The organism is Mycetocola zhujimingii (assembly GCF_003065425.1).
GTDB classification, from domain to species: Bacteria; Actinomycetota; Actinomycetes; order Actinomycetales; family Microbacteriaceae; genus Mycetocola_A; species Mycetocola_A zhujimingii.
On record NZ_CP026949.1, the window covers coordinates 1,044,495 to 1,067,545 of the forward strand.

Genomic DNA, 23,051 nt, shown 5'->3' on the forward strand with positions numbered 1-23,051 from the left:
GCGCGTGGGTGTGGGTTGTGGCCGCGACCTGCTTCGGTGCGGGGACAGAAACGGCTGCGAATTTCGAGGAAGTGCGGCCGTTTCTGGCCGAGCAGCGGATGCGAACAGCCGTTTCTGGCCGAGCAAGCGGTGCCGAGCAGCCGACTCTGGCCGGGCAGCGGTGCCGAGCAGCCGGTTCTGCCGAGCAAGCGCGCACTCGGCATCACACGAGTGTCGGTGCGCGGCGACGGCTCAGCAGAGCGCGGCGAACGCCATCCGCTCGAGGATGTCACGGAGATCGTTCTGGGGGAGCTGGTCACCGCTGTACGGGGTCGAGTTCATCAGCCCGAACGCGGCGTGCGCCCTGATCCTCAGGGCCGCCGCGTTTGTCGTGGGCTGCATCCGCTGCAGGATTGCCACCCACAGCTCGACGTACCGGCGCTGGAGGGTTCTCACCGCGCGGCGGTCCTCCTCGGAGAGGCTGTCGAGATCGCGATCCTGGACCCGGATGACATCAGGATTGGAGAGCGCAAATCGCACGTGGAACTCCACGAGAGCGCGAAGCGCCAGTTCTCCGTCCGGGGCCCTCGCCACAACATCCGTACCACCGGACAGCAGCTCACGGCTCACATCGATGAGGAGCGCGGCGAGAAGAGCCTGCTTACTCTCGAAGTGCCGGTAGACCGCCGGGCCGCTCATGCCGACAGCGGCGCCCAGGTCTTCGATCGAGACCCCGTTGAAGCCGCGTTCGGCGAATCGTGAGGCAGCCGCGGCGAGCAGGGCCTGGCGTCGTTGTGCCTTTGCCGCGGTGCGGCCCAGCCTGATGGATCCAGACTCCGTCGTGACTGGATCATCACCGATGATGATGTCGTCGGCCATTGCGCCCTCCGTTGGAAGCGATGCTGGACATTTGAGTTAATCCATACTAACGTCGGGGTCAGTTAACGGGGACTAACCGAATAGCGGCGTCCTCTCCGGTACACATTCACTCCGGTACAAGGGAACTGTCAATGCAGACACTGATTTCCGCGGTTTCACCGTCGAGCGACTCCTTCCTCCGGAACGACGCCGAGCAGCGAACCTTGGTTTCCGACCTGAGGCAGAGGCTCGCCACCGCCGCTCTCGGAGGCACCGAAAAGTCCCGCGCACGACACGTCGGCCGGGGCAAACTGTTGCCGCGCGAACGCATCGACGAACTGCTTGACGACGGCAGTCCGTTCCTCGAGATCGCACCGCTCGCCGCAACCGGGATGTACGACGACCAGAGCCCGGGGGCCGGTGTCATCGCCGGCATCGGTCTGGTTCAGGGCCGCCACGTGCTGGTCATCTCCAACGACGCCACCGTGAAGGGTGGCACCTACTATCCGATGACCGTGAAGAAGCACCTCCGGGCGCAGGAGATCGCGCTCGAGAACCGGCTGCCCTGCGTCTACCTCGTCGACTCGGGCGGCGCGTTCCTGCCGATGCAGGACGAGGTCTTCCCCGACCGCGATCACTTCGGACGGATCTTTTACAACCAGGCCAGGCTATCCGCGTCGAAGATCGCGCAGATTTCCGCCGTACTCGGATCGTGCACCGCCGGTGGCGCCTATGTGCCAGCCATGAGCGACGAGACGGTCATCGTCCGGAACCAAGGGACCATCTTCCTCGGCGGTCCACCCCTCGTGAAGGCTGCCATCGGTGAGATCGTCACCGCCGAAGAACTCGGCGGGGGAGACCTCCACGCGAAAACCTCCGGCGTTGTCGACCACCTCGCCGAGGACGATTCCCACGCCCTCGAGATCGTGCGGGGTATCGTCTCAACGCTGCCGACGGCATCCGTGTCGCCCTCAGGGCCTCCGACGATAGAAAGCCGCGACCCGCTCTACCCGGTCGAGGAGTTGTACGGAGTCGTTCCCGCCGACGTCCAGGCGCCCTATGACGTGCGGGAGGTCATCGCCCGGCTGGTCGATGCCAGTGAATTCGCGGAGTTCAAGAAGGAGTTCGGCACGACGCTCGTCACCGGGTTCGCGCGACTGCACGGGCACTCGGTGGGCATCATCGCCAATAACGGTGTGCTGTTCTCGGAGAGCGCGCAGAAGGGTGCCCACTTCATCGAGCTGTGTGATCAGCGCGGCATCCCGCTGATCTTCCTGCAGAACATCTCAGGGTTCATGGTCGGCCGCGATTACGAGGCGGGTGGCATCGCCAAGCACGGCGCCAAGATGGTGACGGCCGTCGCGACCACGAGGGTGCCCAAACTCACGGTGATCATCGGCGGCTCATTCGGGGCCGGCAATTACTCGATGTGCGGCCGCGCGTACTCGCCGCGCTTCCTCTGGACCTGGCCGGCGAGCCGGATCTCGGTGATGGGCGGTGCCCAGGCCGCCGGTGTGCTCGCAACGGTCAAGCGCGACCAGCACGACGCGGCGGGCACCGAGTGGTCTGCCGATGACGAAGAGCTGTTCAAAGCCCCCATTCGTTCCCAGTTCGAGGAGCAGGGCAACCCCTATTACTCCACGGCCCGCCTGTGGGACGACGGGGTCATCGACCCCGCCGACACCCGCAGGGTTCTCGGCCTCGCGCTCGACGTGTGCGCCCTCGCACCGTTGCCAGACTCCGCCTTCGGGCTGTTCCGGATGTGACGCCGTGACCGCACTGTTCGACACAGTCCTCGTCGCCAACCGCGGCGAAATCGCCTGCCGCGTGATCCGCTCGCTCCGGCGCCTCGGCATCCGTTCTGTCGCCGTCTACAGTGACGCCGACCGGAGTGCGAAGCACGTGACGGATGCCGACACCGCCGTGCGCATCGGCCCGGCCCCGGCGAGGGAGAGCTACCTCAACATCGAGGCGGTGATCGCCGCGGCGATCGAGACGGGTGCGAATGCAATCCACCCGGGCTACGGCTTCCTCTCCGAGAACGCCGATTTCGCGAGGGCATGCGAGGAGGCTGGCATTGTCTTCATCGGACCGGGTATCGACGCCCTCGAGGTGATGGGCGACAAGATCCGGTCCAAGAACCATGTGGTCGCGAGCGGAGTGCCCGTGATCCCCGGTGATTCCCGTCCAGGGCTCAGCGACGCGGACCTCAGCGAGTCCGCCGAGGTCGTCGGCTATCCGTTGCTGATCAAGCCGAGCGCCGGCGGTGGCGGCAAAGGAATGGAGATCGTCACGGCGCCGAGCGAGCTTCGGGGCGCGCTTGCCACGGCTCGCCGTATCGCGGCCGCTGCCTTCGGTGACGACACGCTCTTTCTCGAGCGGCTCATCCCCGAGCCGCGACACATCGAGGTGCAGTTGCTCGCCGACACGCACGGCTCAACGATTCACCTCGGCGAGCGCGAGTGTTCGCTGCAGCGCCGCCACCAGAAGGTCATCGAGGAGGCGCCGTCTCCCTTGCTCGACGCTGACACCCGACGACGCATCGGCGAGGCCGCCTGCCGGGTGGCGGAGAGCGTCGGCTATGTCGGGGCCGGAACTGTGGAGTTCCTCGTCTCGGCCGAAGCTCCTGACGAGTTCTACTTCATGGAGATGAACACCCGCCTGCAGGTGGAGCACCCGGTCACCGAGGAAGTCACCGGCGTCGACCTCGTTGCCGAGCAGATCCGGATCGCGGCGGGTCACCGGCTGTCGCTTCGCCAGGATGATGCGACGCTCACGGGCCACGCCATCGAGGCCCGGGTTTACGCCGAGAACCCTGAGCGCGGATTCCTCCCCGCGACGGGACGGGTCATCGAACTTGGCGAACCGGTCGGCGAAGGCGTTCGCGTGGATTCGGGCATCGCCGTCGGCAGTGAGATCGGCTCCTTCTACGACCCCATGCTCGCCAAGGTGATCGCTCGCGGTTCCAACCGCGCCGAAGCGCTCGCCAGACTCGACCGAGCGCTCGCCGAAACGGCAATTCTCGGCGTGCGCACCAACATCGAGTACCTGCGGCTGCTCCTCGCCGAGCCGGAGGTGCAACGCGGCGACCTCGACACCTCGCTCATCGACCGCAGGCTGCCCTCGCTGAGCTTCGCCCGTCCCGATGCCGAACTTCTGGTTGCGGCAGCCCTTATGGTTCACGCCGAGCGCTCAGCGCCTTCCGCGGGCGCGGTGTGGGGCGCGCTCGACGGATGGCGGATGACCGGGGCCCGGCCGATCGAGTACACCTTCGCCGTTGAGGAAGGCGAGACGGTGACGGTGAGTGTCCTCGCTGCTGGTGACGCAGCATCCGTTCGCATCAACGGGGGCGAACCGCACACCGCGACCCTGCGACAGCTCGGAGACGGCAGGAGCGCGTTGAGTCTGGACTCAGGAGTGCGGATGCTGTCACTTGCGCGCACAGCGACCGGGGTGTGGGTCGGGCGCGACGGGTTCAGCTGGGAGCTGCCCCTTCTCTCGCGTGGGCAGCGGCTTGCGTTGCGACTCGCTGCGATTGCGCGGCCCGATGCGGCACGCGCTCCCGAGGTGCGTTCGCCGATGCCTGGCACGGTGATCAGTGTTCCCGTCGCGCACGGCTCAGCGGTCGACGCCGGGGCCACTGTCGTCGTCGTCGAGGCCATGAAGATGGAGCACAAGCTCACGGCGGCCGTCGCCGGGACCGTTTCGATCGCCGTGCAGCCCGGTGACCTCGTGAAGCTCGACCAGGTTGTCGCGACGCTGACTCCGCTGGTGCCCGACGCTGTGCCATCCGACGCTGAACCGAACCATCCGATTGTCGAAGGGGACACCGCATGAACACCGAACTCACTGAGGAGCACCAGCGAATCGTCGACGAGGTGCGCGATTTCGCGACCACCGTCGTCGCTCCGGCCGCGTACGAGTACGACACCGAGCGCCGGCTGCCTATGGAGATCATCGCGCAGATGGGGGAGATGGGGCTGTTCGGGCTGCCGTTTCCCACCGAGTACGGGGGTTCCGGCCGGGATTACCTCTCGCTCTGTCTTGCCGTTGAGCAGCTCGCGCGGGTGGACCAGTCCATCGCCGTCACGCTCGAGGCCGGGGTCGGGCTCGGCGCGATGCCGGTGTACCGGTTCGGTACCCAGGCGCAGAAAGACGAGTTCCTGCCGATGCTGGCGAAGGGGGAGGCGCTCGCCGGATTCGGCCTCACGGAAGCGGAGGCGGGGTCGGATGCCGGCGCAACACTCACGAACGCCCACATCGAGAGCGGGGAGTGGGTGATCAACGGCTCGAAACAGTTCATCACCAACTCGGGTACTCCAATCACCCGGCTCGTCACCATCACGGCGGTCACGGGCGAGAGCACCCGCGCTGATGGCAGCATCAAGAAGGAGCTGTCGACCATCCTGGTACCGACACCGATCGACGGGTTCACTGTTGAGCCCGCGTACGACAAGGTCGGCTGGCACACGTCAGACACCCACCCGCTCACCCTCGAGAACGTTCGTGTGCCGGAGGCAAACCTCCTCGGTGAACGCGGTCGCGGGTACGCCAACTTCCTCACCATCCTCGACGAGGGGCGCGTCGCGTTCGCCGCGCTCTGCACCGGTGCGGCACAGGGCTGCGTCGACGAGGCCGTCGCGTACGCGAAGAGCCGCAACGTCTTCGGGCGCAGCATCGGCTCGAACCAGTACATCGCGTTCAAGATCGCGCGGATGGAGGCACGGGCGATGAGCGCACGGATGGCGTACTACGCAGCGGCATCGAAACTCCTCGCGGGCAAGCCGTTCAAGAAGGAAGCATCGATCGCGAAACTCCTCGGCAGCGAAGCGGCAATGGAGAACGCGAGGGACGCCACCCAGATCTGGGGCGGCTACGGGTTCCTCAACCAGAATGCCGTCGCCAGGCACTACCGCGACTCGAAAATCCTCGAGGTAGGTGAGGGCACCAGCGAGGTGCAGCTCATGATCATCGCCCGCGAGCTCGGCTTTGAAGCGTAGGGAACCCGATGAACGAGAATGCGCACGAGAGCGAGCGAACACCCGTGGAGCAGCGCGGGCTGTACTTCGAGGAGTTCGACCCGTCGGCCAGGTACCTCCACCGGCCCGGCCGCACGGTCACCGAGGCTGACAACGTGTTCTTCACCACGATGACGATGAACACCCAGGCGCTCCACCTCGACAGTGCGTGGTCAGAGACGCAGGAGTTCGGGCAGCGGCTCGTCAATTCAATGTTCACCCTCGCGACAATGGTGGGCAGCTCCGTCGCGCAGCTGACCCAGGGCACGCTCGTCGCCAACCTCGGGTTCGATTCCGTCGTCTTCCCGCACCCGCTCTATCACGGCGACACGCTGTACTCCGAGACCGTCGTCACACAGAAGCGGCTGTCGAAGTCGCGACAGGGCCAGGGCATCGTCGCCCTCGAGCACACCGGCCGCAACCAGAATGGCGTGATCGTCGCGACGGCCGTGCGCAACGTGCTCGTGCGCTGCCGGGAGGGCGCCGCGTGACCGGCTTCGAGCTCGGACCGGCCCTGCTGTTTTGCCCGGCAGACCGGCCAGACCGGTTCGAGAAGGCGAGTGAGCGGGCGGATGCCGTGATCCTCGACCTTGAGGACGCCGTTGCACCCACGGGCAAACCGGGCGCGCGCGAGGCGATCGCGCAGCATCCGCTCGATCCGAACCGCACGATAGTCCGGGTGAACCCTGCCTCGACCGCGGAACTGGCGGCGGATCTCTCCGCGCTCGCCGACACCGATTACCGCTGGCTGATGCTGCCGAAGGCCGAGAGTCTCGCCGACGTTGCGATGCTTGGCGACCGATACCGGGTGATTGCGTTGTGCGAGACCGCCGCAGGTGTGCTCGCGGCGCCCGAGATCGCACGGCACGATTCGGTCGAGGCGCTCATGTGGGGAGCGGAGGACCTCGTCGCCTCCCTCGGCGGAACATCCAGCAGGCGGACCGACGGTTCTTATCGCGACGTCGCCGCGCATGCCCGGTCGCGGGTCCTGCTCGCCGCAGGAGCAGTCGGAAAGGCTGCGATCGACACGGTGCACCTCGACATCGCCGACCTCGATGGCCTGCTCGATGAGGCGACGGATGCCGCTGCGAGCGGCTTCAGCGCGACCGCCTGTATCCATCCGGGCCAGGTCGGCACGATCCGCGCCGGATACCGCCCGGGGAATGACGCACTGGAAGCCGCTCTGGCGCTTCTGGAGGCCGCGGAAAACGAGGCGGGCGTGTTCATATTCCGGGGTCAGATGGTGGACGAACCGGCGCTTCGGCATGCCAGAAAGACCGTCGGTTTAGCCCGTAAAAATCGCTGATTTTGACCGTTGTCAGATCGTTATGAAGTATTCATGCAAATGACCGTGGAATGGTCGGTTTGCGTCGGTGGGCTGACATAGTCTCGGAGGCAGGGATGAGGGCTGGGGAGCTCCATTTTTTCCCTGCTTAAACCGAAGGAATGGGGTGGCGAGATGGCTCGGATGACGCCTCGCCTGCTGACCGCAGAACCGGGTACAGACCCGGTCGATGACCTGACCACTGACACGACCCGGATTTCGGGTTCGGCGGGCCGGCCATGGGCCGCTGCCGACGAGTCAGCAGCGTCGAATCCCGCGGTCGTTGCCCCGCTCGAGGTGCACCCATCCGCCCCGATTCAGATCCTCGGGTCGAGCGGCAGTATCGGCGCTTCGATGCGTCGTGCCCTCGGCGAGACCGACCTCGAGGTGTTCCCGGTCGCCCTCGGAACAAGCGTGTTCGGGTGGACCGCGCAGTCCGACGCCAGCACGGGCATCCTCAACCGCTACGCCGACTGCGGCGGAAACTTCATCGACACGGCAGACAGCTACTCCGCCGGCCGGAGCGAGCACATCATCGGCACGTGGATGGCGCGCCGGGGCAACCGCGACGACATGGTCGTCGCGACCAAGGTGGGCAACCACCCCGACAACCCCGGCCTCGGTCCGGTGAGCATGGTGCGCGCGGTCGAAGCGTCGCTCCAGCGACTGCAGACCGACCACATCGACCTGCTCTACTTCCACCTCGACGACCGCTCGGTTCCCCTCGAAGACAGCCTGGGCACCGCGCAGTGGCTCATCGAGTCCGGCAAGGTGCGGTACCTCGGTGCGTCGAACTTCACGGCCGAGCGCCTCGTCGAGGCGAGAATCCTCAGTGCCGCCGGTTACCCGCGATTCGAAGCGCTCGAGACGCACTACAGCCTCCTGCACCGCGGCCCGTTTGAAGGCGACCTCGGGCTCGTCAGTCGTGGCCAGGGCCTTGGCGTCATGCCGTACTTCGGTCTCGAGAACGGGTTCCTCACCGGCAAGTACCGCAGCCGAGCAGATCTCGATGATTCGGCCCGCAGTGCACGGGTCAGCCGTCACCTCAACCGGAACGGCCTGCGGGTGCTGCACGCGCTCGATCTCGTCGCGAAGGAGCAAGACGCTCCGATCGCGTCGATCGCCCTCGCCTGGCTTCTCAACCGCCCGGGTGTTGTGGCGCCGGTTGCGAGCGCGTCGCGGCCAGAGCAGGTCGACGCGCTCGTGCAGGCAGCGGCCATCAGGCTCACCCGCACGCAGATGGTCGAGCTCGAGCGGGCAACCAGAGTCTGAGTCCCGCCAGAGCCTGAGTCATCCAGAGCCTGAGCCTCACCAGAGTCGGAGTCATCCAGAGTCTGAGCCTCACCAGAGTCGGAGTCCCATCAGAGTCTGAGTACCTCCCGGCTCGCGCGTTGTCCTCAGCGTGTCCTGCCGTAGTGTTGAGGGTGATGAACGGGTCGATTGAACTTCCGCTCGATGTTGCCGAGCTGTCCTTTGCGGCTTCCGGTGATTCGCTCGTTCGGCGCACCATCCTGCCGAGCGGGGTGCGCATCCTCTCGGAGAATGTGCTCGGCTCACGCAGCGCGACCCTGGGCTACTGGGTGGCCGTTGGTTCCCGTGACGAACTTCCCGGCGACGATGGGGATGGCGACGTCCCCGCTCGTGAGTCCGGGTTCGGTTCCACGCACTTCCTGGAGCACCTCCTGTTCAAGGGAACAGCGAAACGCACAGCTTTCGATATCGCCATAGCGTTCGACTCGGTCGGCGGGGAGAGCAACGCGCTCACCGCCAAGGAATACACCTGCTATTACGCCAGGGTGCGTGACATCGACCTCGACATGGCCGTCGAAACGCTCACCGACATGCTCACATCGTCGCTGCTCGACCCGACCGAGTTCGAAAACGAACGCGGAGTGATCCTCGAAGAACTCGCCATGGCCGAGGACGACCCGGCGGATGTGGCGACCGAGAATCTGTTCGCCGCCGTGTTCGGCGACCACGCCCTCGGCCGGCCGATCGGCGGAACCCCGCAGGCCATCCGTGAGGCGACCCGCGATGCGGTGCTCAGGCACTACCGCGCCAACTACCGGCCGCAGGACCTCGTCGTCACCGCCGCCGGTGCTGTCGACCACGACGAACTCGTTGCAGGGGTCACCCGTGCCCTCGTCGACGCGGGCTGGGACCTCTCCACGCCGGCCCGGCCGGTCGAGCGTCGCATGCTTCCCGCGGCTTCGGTCACGCGGCAGACCGCGCTCGTCGTTGCGTCACGCCCGATCGAACAGGTGCACCTGCTGGTCGGAATGCCGGGGCTGATGGCATCCGACGATCGCCGGATGACGATGAGCGTCCTCAACTCGATCCTGGGGGGCGGGATGTCGTCGCGCCTGTTCCAGGAGATCCGGGAGCGCAGGGGGCTTGCCTACTCCGTGTACTCGTTCGCGGCGTCATACTCGGATGCCGGAGTGTTCGGCATGTACGGCGCCTGCTCACCGGCGAAAGCCCGGCAGGTCGCCGACCTCATGCTCGATGAACTTCGATCCATTGCGGCCGATGGCGTCACCGAAGACGAGTTGCGACGCGCGCACGGTCAGCTGTCCGGAGCGAGCGCCCTCGCCCTCGAGGAGTCCGAGACCCGCATGTCTCGGCTCGGCCGGGCGGAAATCACCCTCGGCGAATTCACCGATCTCGACGAGAGCCTGCGCCGTCTCTACCTGGTCACCGCCGCCGACGTCCAGGATCTCGCGCGTGAACTTTTGAACCAACCGCTGTCCCTCTCCGCCGTCGGAGCCGTCGATGATGACGTGTTCGCTGGCTTCGGAGAGTCCGTGAAGGAGCTGTCATGACCCAGTACATTTACCTCGTCCGCCACGGCGAGCAGCAGGATGCCCAGCACGGCATGCCCGACGGGCCGCTGTCGGCGCGGGGTCGCAGGCAGGCGGAGCACCTCGCTGAGCGGATCGGCGGGCTGCCGATCACGGCGACACTGCACTCGCCGCTGCAGCGCGCTGCCGAGACCGCCCGCATCATCCACGAGCGGCTCCCGGCCATCGATCCCGAGCCGAGCGCACTGCTCTTTGACTGCGTACCGACCGGCAAGCTGCCCGAGATGCCCAACGCGTACGAGCCGTTCTTCGGTGCGGTGACCGAGGCGGAGATCGAAGCTGGTGCTGCGCAGATGTCGGATGCCGTCGCCGAATTCCTGGCGCCGCGCAAAGGCGACCGTCATGACGTGTTGATCACGCACAATTTTGTCATTGCCTGGTTCGTGCGCGAGGTGCTTGGCGCTCCTGACTGGCGCTGGATGACACTCGACCAGGCGCACTGCGGGCTCACGATCATCCAGCGGAAGCCGGGCCGACCGTGGACGCTGCTGACGCACAACGACCTCGGGCATCTGCCCGTCGAGTTGCGCACCGGCCTGCCGGAACCGCTCCCGGTCTGACCGGACGGCCGGGGTCCCCGTCTCGCCGCTATGGCGGAGGCAGGGGAGTGGCCCGCTAGGAGGCGAGCGCCTTGAAGTACCAGTCGGTCGCGTTCGGGTTGTCGTTGTACGGCTCGATCGACGCGTACCCCGACCGGCGGTACAGGCCGCCGGCTGCCTCGAGAGACGCATTGGTGTCGAGCACGACCTCGGTCGCACCGAGCGCGGCGGCACGACTCTCGAGCTCTGCGAGGAGTTGCTTGCCCCACCCACGACCGCGGGACTCCGGCCGCAGGTAGAGGTGCTTGACCTCGAAGCGTGACGGTGTCAGCGAACGGACGCCGCCGCATCCGACCGCGCGTCCGTCCTCGAAGGCAATAACGAAATCGCCCACGGGGGGCACGAAGCGCTCCGGGCTCGGAAAGTTGACGACGTAGTCGCCGCCGACGAAGCCCATTTCACGGGCTGTGAAGTACTCCGTGAGAAGTTCGGTGGCGAGGGGATCGGTCACGGGGACGCTGTCAAACGTAAGCACAGCACCAGTTTAGGGACGGATTCGCCTCGTGAGGCGCGGCCGCTCGTGCCGGTTCCCCGCGGCGACCTTGTAGATTGGCAGCATGGTAACGAGAGTGGCTGTCGTCGGAGCAAGCGGCACAATGGGTCAGCTTTTCACCCGGCTCATCGATGAATCCGAGGACTTCGCCGTCTACGCGAAGCTCGGTTCTGCCAGTTCTCTCAACGAGATGAACGGTGCCGACCTCGTGGTGGATGTCACGACCCCCGCGGTCAGTACGACCGTCGTTACCCACGCCATCCGTGAGGGCATCAACGTTCTCGTCGGCACGTCCGGGTGGTCCTCCGATCGCCTCGCGGCGCTTGGCACCCAGCTGGCCGACACCGAGACGGGTGTTGTGGTCATTCCGAACTTCTCGCTCGGTTCCGTGCTCGGAACGACTCTCGCGACGATCGCCAGCCGATTCTTCGACTCGATCGAGATCGTCGAGGCGCACCGTGCCACCAAGGTCGACTCACCGAGCGGCACGGCCGTGCGTACCGCCGAGCTCATCGGCGAGGCGCGCACCGGTCTCGGGCCGGTCGTTGCCCCGCACGTCGATCAGCGTGCGCGCGGCCAGCAGGTATCGAGCATCCCGATCCACAGCCTCCGGCTCAACGGCCTTATCGCCCGCCAGGAGGTCATTTTCGGCGGGGCGGGGGAGACTCTCACAATCTCGCACAGCACCATCGACCCCAGCTCGTACGAGCAGGGAATCCTCCTCGCGCTCGGCGCTGCCCGAACGGCGACGGGACTCACCGTCGGACTCGAGCGCATCATGGACCTCGGGATCACCCGCTCGTGACCACCCGAATCGGCGTCGTCGTCATGGCAGCGCTGCTCGCGCTGTATCTCGTGCTCGTTGGCCAGCGTGCCGTGCTCTTTATCGCGACAGGGGAACCCGTTGCGATCGCGATCGGCGTTGCACTGTTCGTGCTCCCGGTGGTCGGGGTGTGGGCATTGACCCGCGAGATTTTGTTCGGGGTGCGTGCCGAGCGACTCGGCCGTCTACTGGAGTCGAACGGCGAACTGCCGGATGACGAACTGCCCGTGCGTCCAAGCGGGCGGGTCGAGCGCGACGCCGCCGACGAGGTGTTCCCTCGCTACCAGGCCGCGGTTGAGGCCGCACCGACCGACTGGAAGGCGCGGTACCGGCTGGGACTGGCGTACGACGGGGCTGGCGACCGGCGTCGGGCGCGGTCCGCGATCCGCGAGGCGATTCACCTCTACTCGCGCTGAGCGGTCGGGCGTTCGGACGATAACGGTTGCTTACACCCGTGCTCGGACGAAAAGGGTTGCTCACGCCCTCGCTCGGACGGAAAGGGTTGCTGAATCTCTCGGGGAGCAGCCGTTTCTGGCCGAGCAGGGCACTAACGACCGTTTGTGGCCGAGCAAAGGGCGTGCGGGCGGATGCCTGCGCGTGACGCGTCCCTGCGGCGACCGTTGCTCGCGCGGACGAAAAGGGTTGCTCACTCTCTTGCTCGGTCGAAAAGGGTCGCTCACGCCCGTGCTCGGGCGAAAAGGGTTGCTGAATCTCTCGGGGAGCAGCCGTTTCTGGCCGAGCAGCGCACGAACGACCGTTTGTGACCGAGCGGGGCCGTGTGGGGCGGATGCCTGCGCCTGGCGCGTCCCGGCGGCGACCGGTTGCTCGCGCGGTCGAAGAGGGTTGCGCACTCCCTTGCTCGGACGGAAAGGGTTGCTCACGCCTCGCCCGGGCGAAAAGGGTTACTCCCACCCTTGCGCGGACGGAAAGGGTCGCTGAATCTCTCGGGGAGCAGCCGTTTCTGGCCGAGCAGCGCACGAACGACCGTTTGTGACCGAGCGGGGCAGCCCGCGTGGGCGGATGCTTGGGACCGGCGGCGCAGGACGGCGATTCAACCGACCAGCTTTGGAGGCATGGCTTTCTGACAGACTGCTTCGATGAGCGACCGCGTGCTTCCCTCGGCTGACCCCGAGATCGAATCGACGATTGACGACTTTGAGCGATTCTTCTCGGAACTCATCGGGGACGTCGCCGATATCGCGCGAAGTGCACCCAACGACATCGTCAGGACCCTGACGGTTGCGCCTCACAACACACTCGCATGTCGAGTGGGAGTCACCGCCGAGCAGTTCCTCCATATTTCAATGGACGACAACGGCTGGGAACTGGACGGTTACGCAGCAGACGATGTAGCGCTGGCCAAACGGATTCTCACAGCCGCGATCGACGGAAGGGTCAGCAAGCGGACGTCGCCCGCTCGATCTGAGATGACAGTCCGCTTCACCGACGGAACGACCATGTCAACGTCGAGTGTCGACGGGTGTGCCGCGCTTCTTATCCCTCAGCCGGGCTGGCGCCGATGGGGCAGCCTCACGACGTACGAGCCGTACCGAAGCGCGTAATCCAGGAAAAGCCGGGGCCGCGGGGTGCGGGGAGCGCCCGCAGCTCAGCGGCCGCGCTCCAGCGCCGCATCCACGGCCTGCTCCATGATGCCGTGCCGGAAGACGAACCCGTCGTTGAACAGTCGCTCCGGCTTCGTCCGCTGGTCGACCAGCAGCAGATCTTTGGCCGCATCCCCGAGCAGTAACCGAACTGCAAAGGCGGGAACGGGCAGCCAGAACGGTCGTCGCATCCGCTTCGCCAGATATTGCATGAGGGCCGTCGCGGTCGCGGGGGTCGGGCCCGTGATGTTTACCGGGCCCGCGAGGTCCGAGTCGAGCAGGTGCACGATAGCGGCGACCTCGTCGTCGAGGCTCACCCACGGCCAGTGCTGCGCGCCGCCGCCGAGGGGGCCGGACACACCGAGCCGGGTGAGGCGCAACAGCGGCTTGAGCACACCGTCGACGGCGAGGACGATGCCACTGCGCAGCGTCACAACACGGGTGATGTCGCTCACGCGCAGTGCGGCGGTCTCCCATTGCTCGGCAACATCACTGAGGAATCCCGTTCCGCGCGGGCTGTCCTCGGTGAGAACCTCGCCGGGTCGCGAACCGTAGTAGCCCGCAGCCGAGGCGCTGAGGAACACCTTGGGCGTCACATCCGCGCCGCGGATCGCGGTGACGAGCGTGGACGTCGCGTCGATGCGCGACGACATAATCGTGCGTTTGTATTGCCGGGTCCAGGGCAACCGACCGATGGATGCACCGGACAGGTTGATGACGGCATCCGCCCCACTGATCACCCCGGGGTCAAGGCGCCGTGATGCGGGATCCCAGGTCACTTCCTCGGATGAGCGCGACGGACGACGGACGAGACGCACGACCTGGTGGCCGCGCGTGCTCAGTTCGGCTGTCAGGGCCTGCCCGACCAGGCCAGAGGCCCCCGCAATAACGATGCGCATGTCGCGGGGATCAGGCGAGGCTTGCTTCGATGGTCAGCGGGATGCCGGCGAGCGCCTGAGAGACAGGGCACGTCGCCTTCGCCTCGTTGGCGATGCGCTCGAAGTCATCCTCCGAGATACCGGGCACAGTGGCGCTGACGAGAAGGTGGCTGCCCGTAATGCCCGTCCCGGGCTGGAACGTCACAGCGGCCGTGGTCTGGATGCTCTCCGGCGGTGACCCTGCCTCCGTGAGCATGTTGGAGAACTGCATGGTGAAGCAGGAGGCGTGCGCCGCGCCGAGGAGTTCCTCGGGTGTCGTCACGCTGTCGGATCCCTCCGAGCGCGCCTTCCAGTTGACGGGCAGGCTTGCTGCCGTCGAGGTGTCGAGTGACACGGTTCCCGAGCCTTCGAAAAGCGTTCCGTTCCACACAGTCGTTGCTTCGCTGGTCACAGTCATGGTGTCCTCCAGGAGTCGGTGCGACGCAGGTCGCCGCTGCCCCGAGCCTAACTGTTTGCCCAATTTGGGTCACCCCCGTTGCGTCACCCCTCTGCCTCGATGTACCGCGTCCGTCCGGCGAGAATCTGTGCACGCCCCGCGGCTGGTGTACGGGCTTTCGACGGCCAGCGTGCATTAGCGTTGAATCATGGCAGCGACTCTCCCCACCCCGTACGAGGACCTCCTCCGCGACACTCTCGAGAACGGCACACGCAAGGGCGATCGAACGGGCACAGGTACCAGGAGTATGTTCGGGCGCCAGTTGCGTTTCGACCTCTCCGAGGGCTTCCCGCTCATCACGACCAAGCGCGTGCACTTCAAATCGATCGCGTACGAACTGCTCTGGTTCCTTCGCGGAGAGAGCAACGTCAGCTGGCTGCGCGAGAACGGTGTCACGATCTGGGATGAGTGGGCGGATGCCGACGGCGAGCTCGGTCCTGTCTACGGCGTGCAGTGGCGATCGTGGCCTACCCCCGGTGGTGAAACCATCGACCAGATCTCCGAGGTCATCGAGGCGATCCGCACCAACCCCGATTCTCGGCGGCTGATCGTGTCCGCGTGGAATCCCGCAGACATCCCCAATATGGCACTTGCCCCGTGCCACGCCCTGTTCCAGTTCTATGTCGCAGACGGCAAACTGTCCTGCCAGCTCTACCAGCGAAGCGCCGACCTGTTCCTCGGTGTGCCGTTCAACATCGCAAGCTACGCACTCCTGACGCACCTGGTCGCTGCACAGACCGGCCTCGAAGTGGGCGACTTCGTCTGGACCGGCGGAGACTGCCACATCTACGAGAACCACATCGACCAGGTCACCGAGCAGCTCACCCGCGACCCGTTCCCCCTGCCGACCCTCAGGATCACCGCGGACCGCGACAGCATCTTCGATTACGAGTACGAGGACCTCGCCATCGAGAACTACTCACACCACCCCGCGATCCGGGGAGCTGTCGCCGTATGACCCGCGCACGCATCGGGCTGATCTGGGCGCAGGCGCAGAACGGCGTCATCGGCCGCGACGGCGTCATGCCCTGGCACATCCCCGAAGACCTCGCGCACTTCAAGGCCACCACACTCGGCAGCGCCGTGGTCATGGGCAGGAAGACCTGGGACTCGCTTCCCGAGCAGTTCCGCCCGCTCGAGGGGCGTCGCAACATCGTCGTGACCCGCCAGGCCGACTGGCACGCCGACGGTGTTGAGGTCGCGCACTCGCTCGAGGAGGCGCTCGAACTCGCTGACGCGGCCGCGGGTGCCGACGACGCAGCCGAGGCCGCCGAGACAGCCGACGCCGATGGTGCCGAACCGCACTGGATCTGGGTGATCGGCGGCGCAGAAATTTACAACGCCGCCCTCGCGATGGCCGAGCGGATCGAGGTGACCGAGATTCGCACAGAGATTCCTGGGGACGCCTTCGCCCCGGCCATTCCGGAATCCTGGCGGGTTGCCGACCGCGACCCGCTTGAAGGCTGGCGTACGTCACGCACGGGCGTCGTCTACCGGTTCATCCGGTACACGCCCGCGCCGTAGCATCAGCCCGCATCCCGGCAGCCGTGCTGGCACCGGCGTGCCGGCATCCGCGTGACCACAGAGCCCGAGCCATCCCGCGCCGGGATCGGTGGGACCGCTCAGGGCTTTGACCCGGTAGCCTTGAACCTGTGTCTAACGTCGTGAACCCCTTCGGTCAGGTCCTCGTAGCGCTCATCACCCCGTTCACCGCCGATGGCGAGGTGGACTGGCCCGGCGTCGAGAAGCACATCGACGATGTCATCACCGCCGGGGCAGACGGCGTCGTCGTCACCGGAACAACGGGGGAGACCTCCACGCTCACCGACCCGGAGAAGCTCCGGCTCGTCGAGGTCGGCAAGAATGTCTCCGCCGGCCGCGCGAAGATCATCACCGGCGGCGGCTCGAACGAGACGGCGCACGCCATCGACCTTTACCGCAAGAGCGAGAAGGCCGGCGCAGACGGTGTCATGATCGTCACGCCGTACTACAACAAGCCAACGCAGGCCGGCATCCTCACCCACTTCCGGATGATTGCGGATGCCACGGACCTCCCGGTCATCCTGTACGACATCCCCGGCCGCACCGGCGTCCCGATCAAGTACGAGACGATCCTCCGGGCAGCAAAGCACCCGAACATCCTCGCGGTGAAAGACGCCAAGGGCGACTTCTCCGAGGTCAGCCGGGTGCTCAACCAGACCGACCTGCTCTACTTCTCCGGCGACGACGCCAACGCTCTGCCGCACCTCTCCATCGGTGCCGCCGGCCTCATCGGGGTCACGGCGAACATCGCCGCGACGCCGTACCGCCAGATGATCGACGCCGTCAACGCGGGCGACCTGGCGACGGCGACCGCAGCCCACATGCAGCTCGAGCCGCTCGTCCGCGCCGTCATGACCCACGTTCCCGGCACCGTCGCCGCGAAGTACATCCTCCACGGCCTCGGCCGTATCGGGAGCCCCCGCGTCCGCCTGCCCCTCGTCGGGCCGGAGGAGTGGGAAGCAGCACAGATCGAGGACGAAATCGACCTCGTCACCAACATTCCGGGAGTGGACTTCTCCAACTTCCGACCAGACCGCAACGCGGCAGCCGGTGGCGCACTGCCACAGGTGCACGGCACCACGCGCTGACGCAAATATCGCAAGGAGGGCATATGCCCACAACTATTTACGATCCGCCTGCCCTCGACAAGGGAACCCTCCGGATCATTCCCATCGGAGGACTCGGCGAAATCGGTCGCAACATGACCTATTTCGAGATCAACGGCAAGATCCTCATCGTCGACTGCGGCGTCCTCTTCCCTGAAGAGCACCAGCCGGGCGTCGACCTGATCCTGCCCGACTTCATCCCGATCAAGGACCGCCTCGATGACGTCGTCGGCGTGATGCTCACGCACGGTCACGAGGACCACATCGGCGGAGTGCCGTACCTCCTTCGCCTGCGTAACGACATCCCGCTGATCGGTTCAGGCCTGACCCTCGCGCTCGTCGAGGCGAAGCTCAAGGAACACCGGATCAAGCCGTACAGCCTCACCGTCTCGGAGGGTCAGAAAGAACAGCTCGGCCCATTCGACCTCGAGTTCGTGGCCGTCAACCACTCGATCCCCGACGCGCTTGCCGTCGCCATCAAGACCGAGGCGGGAACTGTCCTCGCCACCGGTGACTTCAAGATGGACCAGCTCCCTCTCGACGGCCGCCTGACCGACCTCCGCGAGTTCGCCAGGCTCGGTGAAGAGGGTGTCGACCTCTTCCTCGTCGACTCCACCAACGCCGACGTCCCCGGATTCACCGCTCTCGAGCGCTCAATTGGCCCGGTCCTCGACCAGGTCATCGGCCGTGCATCGCGCCGCGTAATCGTCGCGAGCTTCTCCAGCCACGTTCACCGCGTGCAGCAGGTGCTCGACGCTGCGCACGCGAATGGTCGTCGCGTCGCGTTCCTCGGCCGCTCGATGGTGCGCAACATGACCATCGCCGCCGACCTCGGCTACCTCAAGGTGCCGGAGGGTGTGCTCGTCGAGTACAAGAAGGCCAAGGACATCCCCGACAACAAGATCGTCTACATGTCGACGGGGTCGCAGGGTGAGCCGATGGCCGTCCTCAGCCGCATGGCCAACATGGACCACGCGATCGAGGTCGGTGAGGGCGACACCGTCATCCTCGCGTCGAGCCAGATCCCCGGCAACGAGAACGCGATTTATCGCGTCATCGACGGCCTCACCAAGCTTGGTGCCAACGTCGTGCACAAGGGCAACGCCAAGGTGCACGTCTCCGGCCACGCCGCCGCCGGTGAATTGCTGTACTGCTACAACATCATCCAGCCGAAGAACGTGCTCCCCGTGCACGGCGAATACCGTCACCTCGTCGCCAACGCGAAGCTCGCCATCGACACCGGCATCCCGGAGGAGAACACCTTCCTCGCCGAAGACGGAACCGTCATGGACATGCGCGATGGCAACGTCGAGGTCGTCGGTCAGCTCGACCTCGGCTTCGTCTACGTCGACGGTTCGAGTGTCGGCGAGATCACGGATGCCGACCTCAAGGACCGCAGGATCCTCGGCGAAGAAGGCTTCATCTCGATCATCGTCGTTGTCGAGGCCCAGACCGGAAAGGTCATCGTCGGCCCGGAGATCCACGCCAAGGGCTTCGCCGAAGACGACAGGGTCTTCGATGGCGTCAAGCCGAAGATCGAGCAGGCACTCGCGGATGCCGCACGCAACGGCGTGCGCGACACCCACGCGCTCTCGCAGATCGTTCGTCGCACCGTCGGCCGCTGGGTGAACACCTCGTACCGCCGTCGCCCGATGATCGTCCCGCTCGTCATCGAGGCGTAAGTACCCTCGTGAACTGCCCGGTTCGGGCCTGTCCTGATGTTTCAGGCGGGCCAGGGCCGGGCTTTTCGCATGTTCGGGCGGTAGACGTGGGATACCGTTGATCAGGATATGACGAATACTGACATCCCCATCGACTCACCCCTCGGCGAACGCATCGACCTGGCGGTCGCCCGCTACGGCGAAGACGCCTTCGTGACCAAGGTCCTTGGCCTCCTCGACGGGCGTAACGAAGGCGATGACGTTCTTCTCTACGTCGGTGGCCGCCACGCCCAGGGGGTTCTCGACGGAGCTCCGGCGCTGTACTGGCCCGAACTTTGGGGCGCCCGTGCCCTCCTGCACGTCTGGAACGACGCTGCCGCTCCCGCCGTTCTGGGCGGAACGACCAACAGGGCCTGGCGTGTGCGCGAAATGTGCCTCAAGGTCTGCGCAGAGCGCCGGATCGGCACCGAGACGCAGCTCGCGAAACTCACCACAGACGAGAACCCGCGGGTGCGCGCCGCAGCCGCCAGGGCACTTGCCGTGGTCGGCGGCCCGGCGAGTGAAGAGATCATCGGCCGGCTCCTCCGGGATTCCCAGAAGGATGTTCGTCGCGCAGCCGGGGAGTCCCTTGGCGTGCTCAAGGAGCGCGTTTCCCCTCAGTCCGACTGAGCCGCAGACCTCATCCCGGAGGATGACGCGCCGGAAGTAACCCCATCCCTAGACTCGAGCCATTCGAGACGATCGGGGATTTCATGGGTGTCTGGCGCAAGTGGATCTTTCCGATCCTCCGAATAACGATCTTCGCGGTGATCGCCATCGCGCTCGTGAAGGTGGCGTTCTTTCCGGATGCCTCGGCCGAAGCCGACCCGGCGATGGCCACCGGTTCGATCACCGAGCCGGTCACAACGGTCGCGCTTGGCTCCATTGTGACGACCGTTGTGGTCGACGGCTCGGTGAGCGCTGACCCGGCGTCGCCCGGCAAGGCGACGCTCGCCGGCGAAGTGAGTGCCATTCCCGTCAGCCAGGGCCAGGCCGTCACCGCAGGCGACTCGCTCGCCACGATCCGGCAGGAGATCGTTCAGGATCCTGTCGCTACGACGGATGCCGACGGCAACGTCACGATGACGCAGCCGAAACCCCGCTACAAGACCGCGACGGTGACGGCTCCCGTCACCGGGGTCGTGTCCAACGTCCCGGTGCTTGTCGGCCAGATCGTCGCGGTCGGTGACGTCATCGCCAGTGTGGCACCGCCCACCTTCAGCGTGACCGGGCCGATGCTGCCCGAGGACCAGTTCAAACTCGTGACCCAGCCGGCAGACGCGCAGGTGGAGGTGATCGGAGGACCCGGTGCATTCACCTGCACGGGACTGACGATCACCAGCCCACTCGCCGGAGCGGAAGCATCCGTCCCTGACGACACCGGGTCAGCATCGGCACCATCGACGGGAGCGACGGTGCGTTGCGCCGTGCCGCCGGAAGTGCGGGTTTTTGCGGGCCTCACGGCCAAGCTGACGATCGCAGGCGGGAGCGTCGATGACGCAATGACGCTTCCGGTGACGGCGGTCAAGGGCAACGCTGCGAGTGGAACGGTCTGGGTCCTCGGCGACGACGGCACCTCAGAGGAACGCCAGGTGACCCTCGGCCTCAACGACGGCACCGTCGTGCAGATCGTCGATGGTCTCGCAGAGGGTGACGAGGTGCTCGAGTTCGTTCCCGTCGTTGACGCCACAGACCCGGAGGTCAATGGCTGCATCGAACAGCCGGACGGATCAGTGTTCTGCGACGAGGGTGTCGTCAGTTGAGCCTCATCGAACTGACGGATGCCACGCGAACCGTCCTCATTCCCGACGCGGAGCCGCTCACGATTCTCGACGGCGTGAACCTCAGGGTCGAGCCGGGGGAGCGGGTCAGCATCGTCGGACGATCCGGATCCGGAAAATCGACACTGCTCAACCTGTTGGGGATGCTCGACCTCCCGACCACGGGGGAGCTCACTTTCGAGGGCGAATCGGTGACCGCCATGAAATCCGGGCGCCGTGACCGGGTCCGAGGAAGCAACGTCGGCTTCGTTTTCCAGCAGTTCAACCTGCTCGACGGGCGGACCGCCCTCGAGAATGTCACGATGCCCCTGCTCTATGCGCGGGGTCCGCGGTTTTGGGCGAGGGAGCGACTTGCGGCGGACATGCTCGACCGGGTCGGGCTCGGACACCGGCTCTCCGCGTTGCCCGCGAGCCTCTCCGGAGGGGAGCAGCAGCGCGTGGCCATCGCACGGGCACTCGTCCGCCAGCCGAAGCTCATCCTCGCCGATGAGCCGACGGGCGCGCTCGACGTTGAAACCGGCCAGAGCGTGATGACGCTCATCGACGACATCGTGCGCGAGGAGAACGCCGCACTCGTCACCATCACCCACGACCCGGCGATCGCCGCGCGAAGCGATACCCACTTCCGCCTCGACCGCGGCGTACTCTCGGTCACCGACGCACGCGCCGGCGTGGGCGGGGGTGCCAGCGCCGAAGGCACAACCGCGGTGGTTCTCTGATGGGTGGCTTTCTCTCCGGCATCGTTGGCGCGTGCGCTGAAGCGTGGCAGGAGGTCCGCATCCATAAGGGACGCGTGCTGCTCTCGCTCGTCGGTGTCGCCGTCGCGGTGTGTGCGCTCAGCGGTGCCATGGCGCTCTCAGCCATCGCGCAGCAGGCGACCATCGAACAAGCGGACAGTTCGGGCGGGCGTGCGGCGACGTTGACGATGACGATGGAAACCACGGGAGCGACCGCAGGGACCGAAGCCGGCACTCAAGCATGGTTCGACGTGATGGAGCGCTACGAGATCTCGTACGCAACGCGGGTGTTGTGGAGCCAGGCACGCGTCCAGTTCCCCGAAAGCACCCAGGATGTCAGCATGCAGGTCGTTGACCAGCCGTACGGCGAGATGCATCGAACCCGGATCACCGACGGCAACTGGTTCCAGGTCGGCGACAGTTCGCGGCTTGCACCGGTCATCGTCGTGAACACCCCGTTCTGGGAGATGCTGGGTTCGCCGGATCTTGCAAGCCATCCTGTCGTATCGATCGACAGTCTCGGCGGAATGCGGGCCATCATCGTCGGTGTCTACGGCACGAGTGCGTGGGACACGTGGCCGTCGATGTACATGCTGACGAGCCACTTCAACGCTGCCGGGCAACCGGCCAGTGAGGGCGGCGTGCTGCCCGCGTACGAGATGTGGGTGCCGACCGACCTGTCGAGGGATCTCGCGAATCGGATCGAGGCGGAAATGAATGCGGCTCTCGGCGATGGCGGGTCAGTAATTGTCGACCGCACCGACTGGGGCACGCAAATGGATGACCCGACAGTGATTCTTAGGATCATAACCATGGCCATCGGTGGGATCATCCTGCTGCTCGGAGCGCTCAGCCTGCTCAACATCGCCCTCGTGACAGTGCGGCAACGGATCCGCGAGATCGGTATCAGGCGCAGTTTTGGAGCGACGAGCGGGAGGGTCTTCTTCGCGGTGATGATGGAGAGCGTCGTTGCGACCTTCGTCGCCGGCATTGTCGGCGTGATCATGGCGATCCTGCTGGTCCAGAGTCCGATCGTGTCAGGCCTGGTGAGCTTTGGCGGCGTCAGCGACGTCCCCCCGTTCCCCGCGTCAGCCGCGATCTTCGGCCTCGTCGTCGCTACAGCGGTCGGCGCACTCGCCGGTCTCATCCCCGCGATCATCGCCGTGCGGGTCAAGGTGATCGATGCCATTCGCTACTGATCGGTGCGGAGCCGCGCAGGAGCTGCCGGATCCATGCCCGGACCCGGGCGGATTGA

23 protein-coding genes are annotated in these 23,051 nt (G+C 66.0%); 19 read left to right on the forward strand and 4 right to left on the reverse strand.

Annotated elements, in window-relative coordinates:
• Positions 1 to 231 precede the first annotated feature (231 nt).
• Positions 232 to 858: an SACE_7040 family transcriptional regulator gene (locus C3E77_RS04850; protein WP_108390594.1), complete on the reverse strand. Its 627-nt coding sequence runs from the start codon at positions 856 to 858 to the stop codon at positions 232 to 234.
• Positions 859 to 989: 131 nt separating this feature from the next.
• On the opposite strand from C3E77_RS04850, the gene C3E77_RS04855 reads away from it, so the two are divergent.
• The 8 genes from C3E77_RS04855 (at position 990) to C3E77_RS04890 (ending at position 10,600) form a co-directional block, all read left to right on the forward strand.
• Complete coding sequence (locus tag C3E77_RS04855; protein WP_108390595.1) at positions 990 to 2,603, forward strand: carboxyl transferase domain-containing protein; 1,614 nt, start codon at positions 990 to 992, stop codon at positions 2,601 to 2,603.
• Positions 2,604 to 2,607: 4 nt separating this feature from the next.
• The gene (locus tag C3E77_RS04860) at positions 2,608 to 4,674 is read left to right on the forward strand and encodes an acetyl/propionyl/methylcrotonyl-CoA carboxylase subunit alpha (protein ID WP_198412193.1); all 2,067 of its coding nucleotides are present in this window, start codon (positions 2,608 to 2,610) and stop codon (positions 4,672 to 4,674) included.
• Positions 4,671 to 5,837 carry an acyl-CoA dehydrogenase family protein gene (locus C3E77_RS04865; RefSeq protein ID WP_108390596.1) on the forward strand — a complete coding sequence of 389 codons (1,167 nt, stop codon included), beginning with the start codon at positions 4,671 to 4,673 and terminating at the stop codon, positions 5,835 to 5,837. Before C3E77_RS04860 ends, C3E77_RS04865 begins: the two co-directional genes overlap by 4 nt.
• A gap of 8 nt (positions 5,838 to 5,845) precedes the next feature.
• On the forward strand, positions 5,846 to 6,346 hold the full coding sequence (locus C3E77_RS04870) for a MaoC family dehydratase (RefSeq protein ID WP_108390597.1): 501 nt from the start codon (positions 5,846 to 5,848) through the stop codon (positions 6,344 to 6,346).
• Positions 6,343 to 7,161 (forward strand): HpcH/HpaI aldolase/citrate lyase family protein, encoded by an 819-nt coding sequence (locus C3E77_RS04875; protein ID WP_108390598.1) that lies wholly within the window; start codon positions 6,343 to 6,345, stop codon positions 7,159 to 7,161. Before C3E77_RS04870 ends, C3E77_RS04875 begins: the two co-directional genes overlap by 4 nt.
• A 162-nt stretch (positions 7,162 to 7,323) precedes the next feature.
• Entirely contained in the window at positions 7,324 to 8,451 is a 1,128-nt protein-coding gene (locus tag C3E77_RS04880; RefSeq protein WP_108393076.1) for an aldo/keto reductase, read from the forward strand.
• Between the two features lie 155 nt (positions 8,452 to 8,606).
• The gene (locus tag C3E77_RS04885) at positions 8,607 to 10,001 is read left to right on the forward strand and encodes a M16 family metallopeptidase (RefSeq protein ID WP_108390599.1); all 1,395 of its coding nucleotides are present in this window, start codon (positions 8,607 to 8,609) and stop codon (positions 9,999 to 10,001) included.
• Positions 9,998 to 10,600 carry a histidine phosphatase family protein gene (locus C3E77_RS04890; protein WP_108390600.1) on the forward strand — a complete coding sequence of 201 codons (603 nt, stop codon included), beginning with the start codon at positions 9,998 to 10,000 and terminating at the stop codon, positions 10,598 to 10,600. Before C3E77_RS04885 ends, C3E77_RS04890 begins: the two co-directional genes overlap by 4 nt.
• A 55-nt stretch (positions 10,601 to 10,655) precedes the next feature.
• Here C3E77_RS04890 and C3E77_RS04895 read toward each other — a convergent pair whose 3' ends face one another.
• Positions 10,656 to 11,114, reverse strand: coding sequence for a GNAT family N-acetyltransferase (locus tag C3E77_RS04895; RefSeq protein WP_108390601.1), 459 nt, complete (start codon positions 11,112 to 11,114; stop codon positions 10,656 to 10,658).
• Positions 11,115 to 11,196: 82 nt separating this feature from the next.
• Here C3E77_RS04895 and dapB point away from each other — a divergent pair, with 82 nt between their 5' ends.
• From dapB to C3E77_RS04910, 3 genes are all read left to right on the forward strand, one after another.
• On the forward strand, positions 11,197 to 11,937 hold the full coding sequence (gene dapB / locus C3E77_RS04900) for a 4-hydroxy-tetrahydrodipicolinate reductase (protein WP_108390602.1): 741 nt from the start codon (positions 11,197 to 11,199) through the stop codon (positions 11,935 to 11,937).
• Positions 11,934 to 12,371: a tetratricopeptide repeat protein gene (locus C3E77_RS04905; RefSeq protein WP_108390603.1), complete on the forward strand. Its 438-nt coding sequence runs from the start codon at positions 11,934 to 11,936 to the stop codon at positions 12,369 to 12,371. Before dapB ends, C3E77_RS04905 begins: the two co-directional genes overlap by 4 nt.
• 681 nt (positions 12,372 to 13,052) lie before the next feature.
• Complete coding sequence (locus tag C3E77_RS04910) at positions 13,053 to 13,517, forward strand: hypothetical protein (RefSeq protein WP_108390604.1); 465 nt, start codon at positions 13,053 to 13,055, stop codon at positions 13,515 to 13,517.
• A gap of 44 nt (positions 13,518 to 13,561) precedes the next feature.
• On the opposite strand, the gene C3E77_RS04915 is transcribed toward C3E77_RS04910, so the two are convergent.
• On the reverse strand, positions 13,562 to 14,455 hold the full coding sequence (locus tag C3E77_RS04915) for a TIGR01777 family oxidoreductase (protein WP_108390605.1): 894 nt from the start codon (positions 14,453 to 14,455) through the stop codon (positions 13,562 to 13,564).
• Positions 14,456 to 14,465: 10 nt separating this feature from the next.
• Complete coding sequence (locus C3E77_RS04920; RefSeq protein ID WP_108390606.1) at positions 14,466 to 14,891, reverse strand: OsmC family peroxiredoxin; 426 nt, start codon at positions 14,889 to 14,891, stop codon at positions 14,466 to 14,468.
• Between the two features lie 187 nt (positions 14,892 to 15,078).
• On the opposite strand from C3E77_RS04920, the gene C3E77_RS04925 reads away from it, so the two are divergent.
• From C3E77_RS04925 to C3E77_RS04960, 8 genes are all read left to right on the forward strand, one after another.
• Positions 15,079 to 15,888, forward strand: a complete 810-nt coding sequence (locus C3E77_RS04925; RefSeq protein WP_108390607.1) for a thymidylate synthase — start codon at positions 15,079 to 15,081, stop codon at positions 15,886 to 15,888.
• A complete protein-coding gene (locus tag C3E77_RS04930; protein ID WP_108390608.1) occupies positions 15,885 to 16,454 on the forward strand; it encodes a dihydrofolate reductase in 570 nt (189 codons plus the stop codon). Before C3E77_RS04925 ends, C3E77_RS04930 begins: the two co-directional genes overlap by 4 nt.
• Positions 16,455 to 16,582: 128 nt before the next feature.
• Complete coding sequence (gene dapA, locus C3E77_RS04935; RefSeq protein ID WP_108390609.1) at positions 16,583 to 17,560, forward strand: 4-hydroxy-tetrahydrodipicolinate synthase; 978 nt, start codon at positions 16,583 to 16,585, stop codon at positions 17,558 to 17,560.
• 23 nt (positions 17,561 to 17,583) lie between these two features.
• Positions 17,584 to 19,260: a ribonuclease J gene (locus C3E77_RS04940; protein ID WP_108390610.1), complete on the forward strand. Its 1,677-nt coding sequence runs from the start codon at positions 17,584 to 17,586 to the stop codon at positions 19,258 to 19,260.
• 108 nt (positions 19,261 to 19,368) lie between these two features.
• A complete protein-coding gene (locus tag C3E77_RS04945; RefSeq protein WP_108390611.1) occupies positions 19,369 to 19,908 on the forward strand; it encodes a HEAT repeat domain-containing protein in 540 nt (179 codons plus the stop codon).
• An 83-nt stretch (positions 19,909 to 19,991) separates the two neighbouring features.
• A complete protein-coding gene (locus tag C3E77_RS04950) occupies positions 19,992 to 21,041 on the forward strand; it encodes an efflux RND transporter periplasmic adaptor subunit (protein ID WP_108390612.1) in 1,050 nt (349 codons plus the stop codon).
• The gene (locus tag C3E77_RS04955; RefSeq protein WP_108390613.1) at positions 21,038 to 21,778 is read left to right on the forward strand and encodes an ABC transporter ATP-binding protein; all 741 of its coding nucleotides are present in this window, start codon (positions 21,038 to 21,040) and stop codon (positions 21,776 to 21,778) included. Before C3E77_RS04950 ends, C3E77_RS04955 begins: the two co-directional genes overlap by 4 nt.
• Positions 21,778 to 22,995, forward strand: a complete 1,218-nt coding sequence (locus C3E77_RS04960) for an ABC transporter permease (protein WP_108390614.1) — start codon at positions 21,778 to 21,780, stop codon at positions 22,993 to 22,995. The genes C3E77_RS04955 and C3E77_RS04960 overlap by 1 nt, the downstream gene beginning before the upstream one ends.
• Positions 22,996 to 23,051: the final 56 nt, after the last annotated feature.

Coding starts and splice junctions, on each gene's coding strand:
- C3E77_RS04960 (WP_108390614.1), top strand. CDS start 21,778: ATGGGTGGCTTTCTCTCCGGCATCGTTGGCGCGTGCGCTGAAGCGTGG.
- C3E77_RS04865 (WP_108390596.1), top strand. CDS start 4,671: ATGAACACCGAACTCACTGAGGAGCACCAGCGAATCGTCGACGAGGTG.
- C3E77_RS04870 (WP_108390597.1), top strand. CDS start 5,846: ATGAACGAGAATGCGCACGAGAGCGAGCGAACACCCGTGGAGCAGCGC.
- C3E77_RS04930 (WP_108390608.1), top strand. CDS start 15,885: ATGACCCGCGCACGCATCGGGCTGATCTGGGCGCAGGCGCAGAACGGC.
- dapB (WP_108390602.1), top strand. CDS start 11,197: ATGGTAACGAGAGTGGCTGTCGTCGGAGCAAGCGGCACAATGGGTCAG.
- C3E77_RS04915 (WP_108390605.1), bottom strand. CDS start 14,455: ATGCGCATCGTTATTGCGGGGGCCTCTGGCCTGGTCGGGCAGGCCCTG.
- C3E77_RS04940 (WP_108390610.1), top strand. CDS start 17,584: ATGCCCACAACTATTTACGATCCGCCTGCCCTCGACAAGGGAACCCTC.
- C3E77_RS04855 (WP_108390595.1), top strand. CDS start 990: ATGCAGACACTGATTTCCGCGGTTTCACCGTCGAGCGACTCCTTCCTC.
- C3E77_RS04945 (WP_108390611.1), top strand. CDS start 19,369: ATGACGAATACTGACATCCCCATCGACTCACCCCTCGGCGAACGCATC.
- C3E77_RS04910 (WP_108390604.1), top strand. CDS start 13,053: ATGAGCGACCGCGTGCTTCCCTCGGCTGACCCCGAGATCGAATCGACG.
- C3E77_RS04920 (WP_108390606.1), bottom strand. CDS start 14,891: ATGACTGTGACCAGCGAAGCAACGACTGTGTGGAACGGAACGCTTTTC.
- C3E77_RS04885 (WP_108390599.1), top strand. CDS start 8,607: ATGAACGGGTCGATTGAACTTCCGCTCGATGTTGCCGAGCTGTCCTTT.
- C3E77_RS04850 (WP_108390594.1), bottom strand. CDS start 858: ATGGCCGACGACATCATCATCGGTGATGATCCAGTCACGACGGAGTCT.
- C3E77_RS04950 (WP_108390612.1), top strand. CDS start 19,992: ATGGGTGTCTGGCGCAAGTGGATCTTTCCGATCCTCCGAATAACGATC.
- C3E77_RS04890 (WP_108390600.1), top strand. CDS start 9,998: ATGACCCAGTACATTTACCTCGTCCGCCACGGCGAGCAGCAGGATGCC.
- C3E77_RS04880 (WP_108393076.1), top strand. CDS start 7,324: ATGACGCCTCGCCTGCTGACCGCAGAACCGGGTACAGACCCGGTCGAT.
- C3E77_RS04925 (WP_108390607.1), top strand. CDS start 15,079: ATGGCAGCGACTCTCCCCACCCCGTACGAGGACCTCCTCCGCGACACT.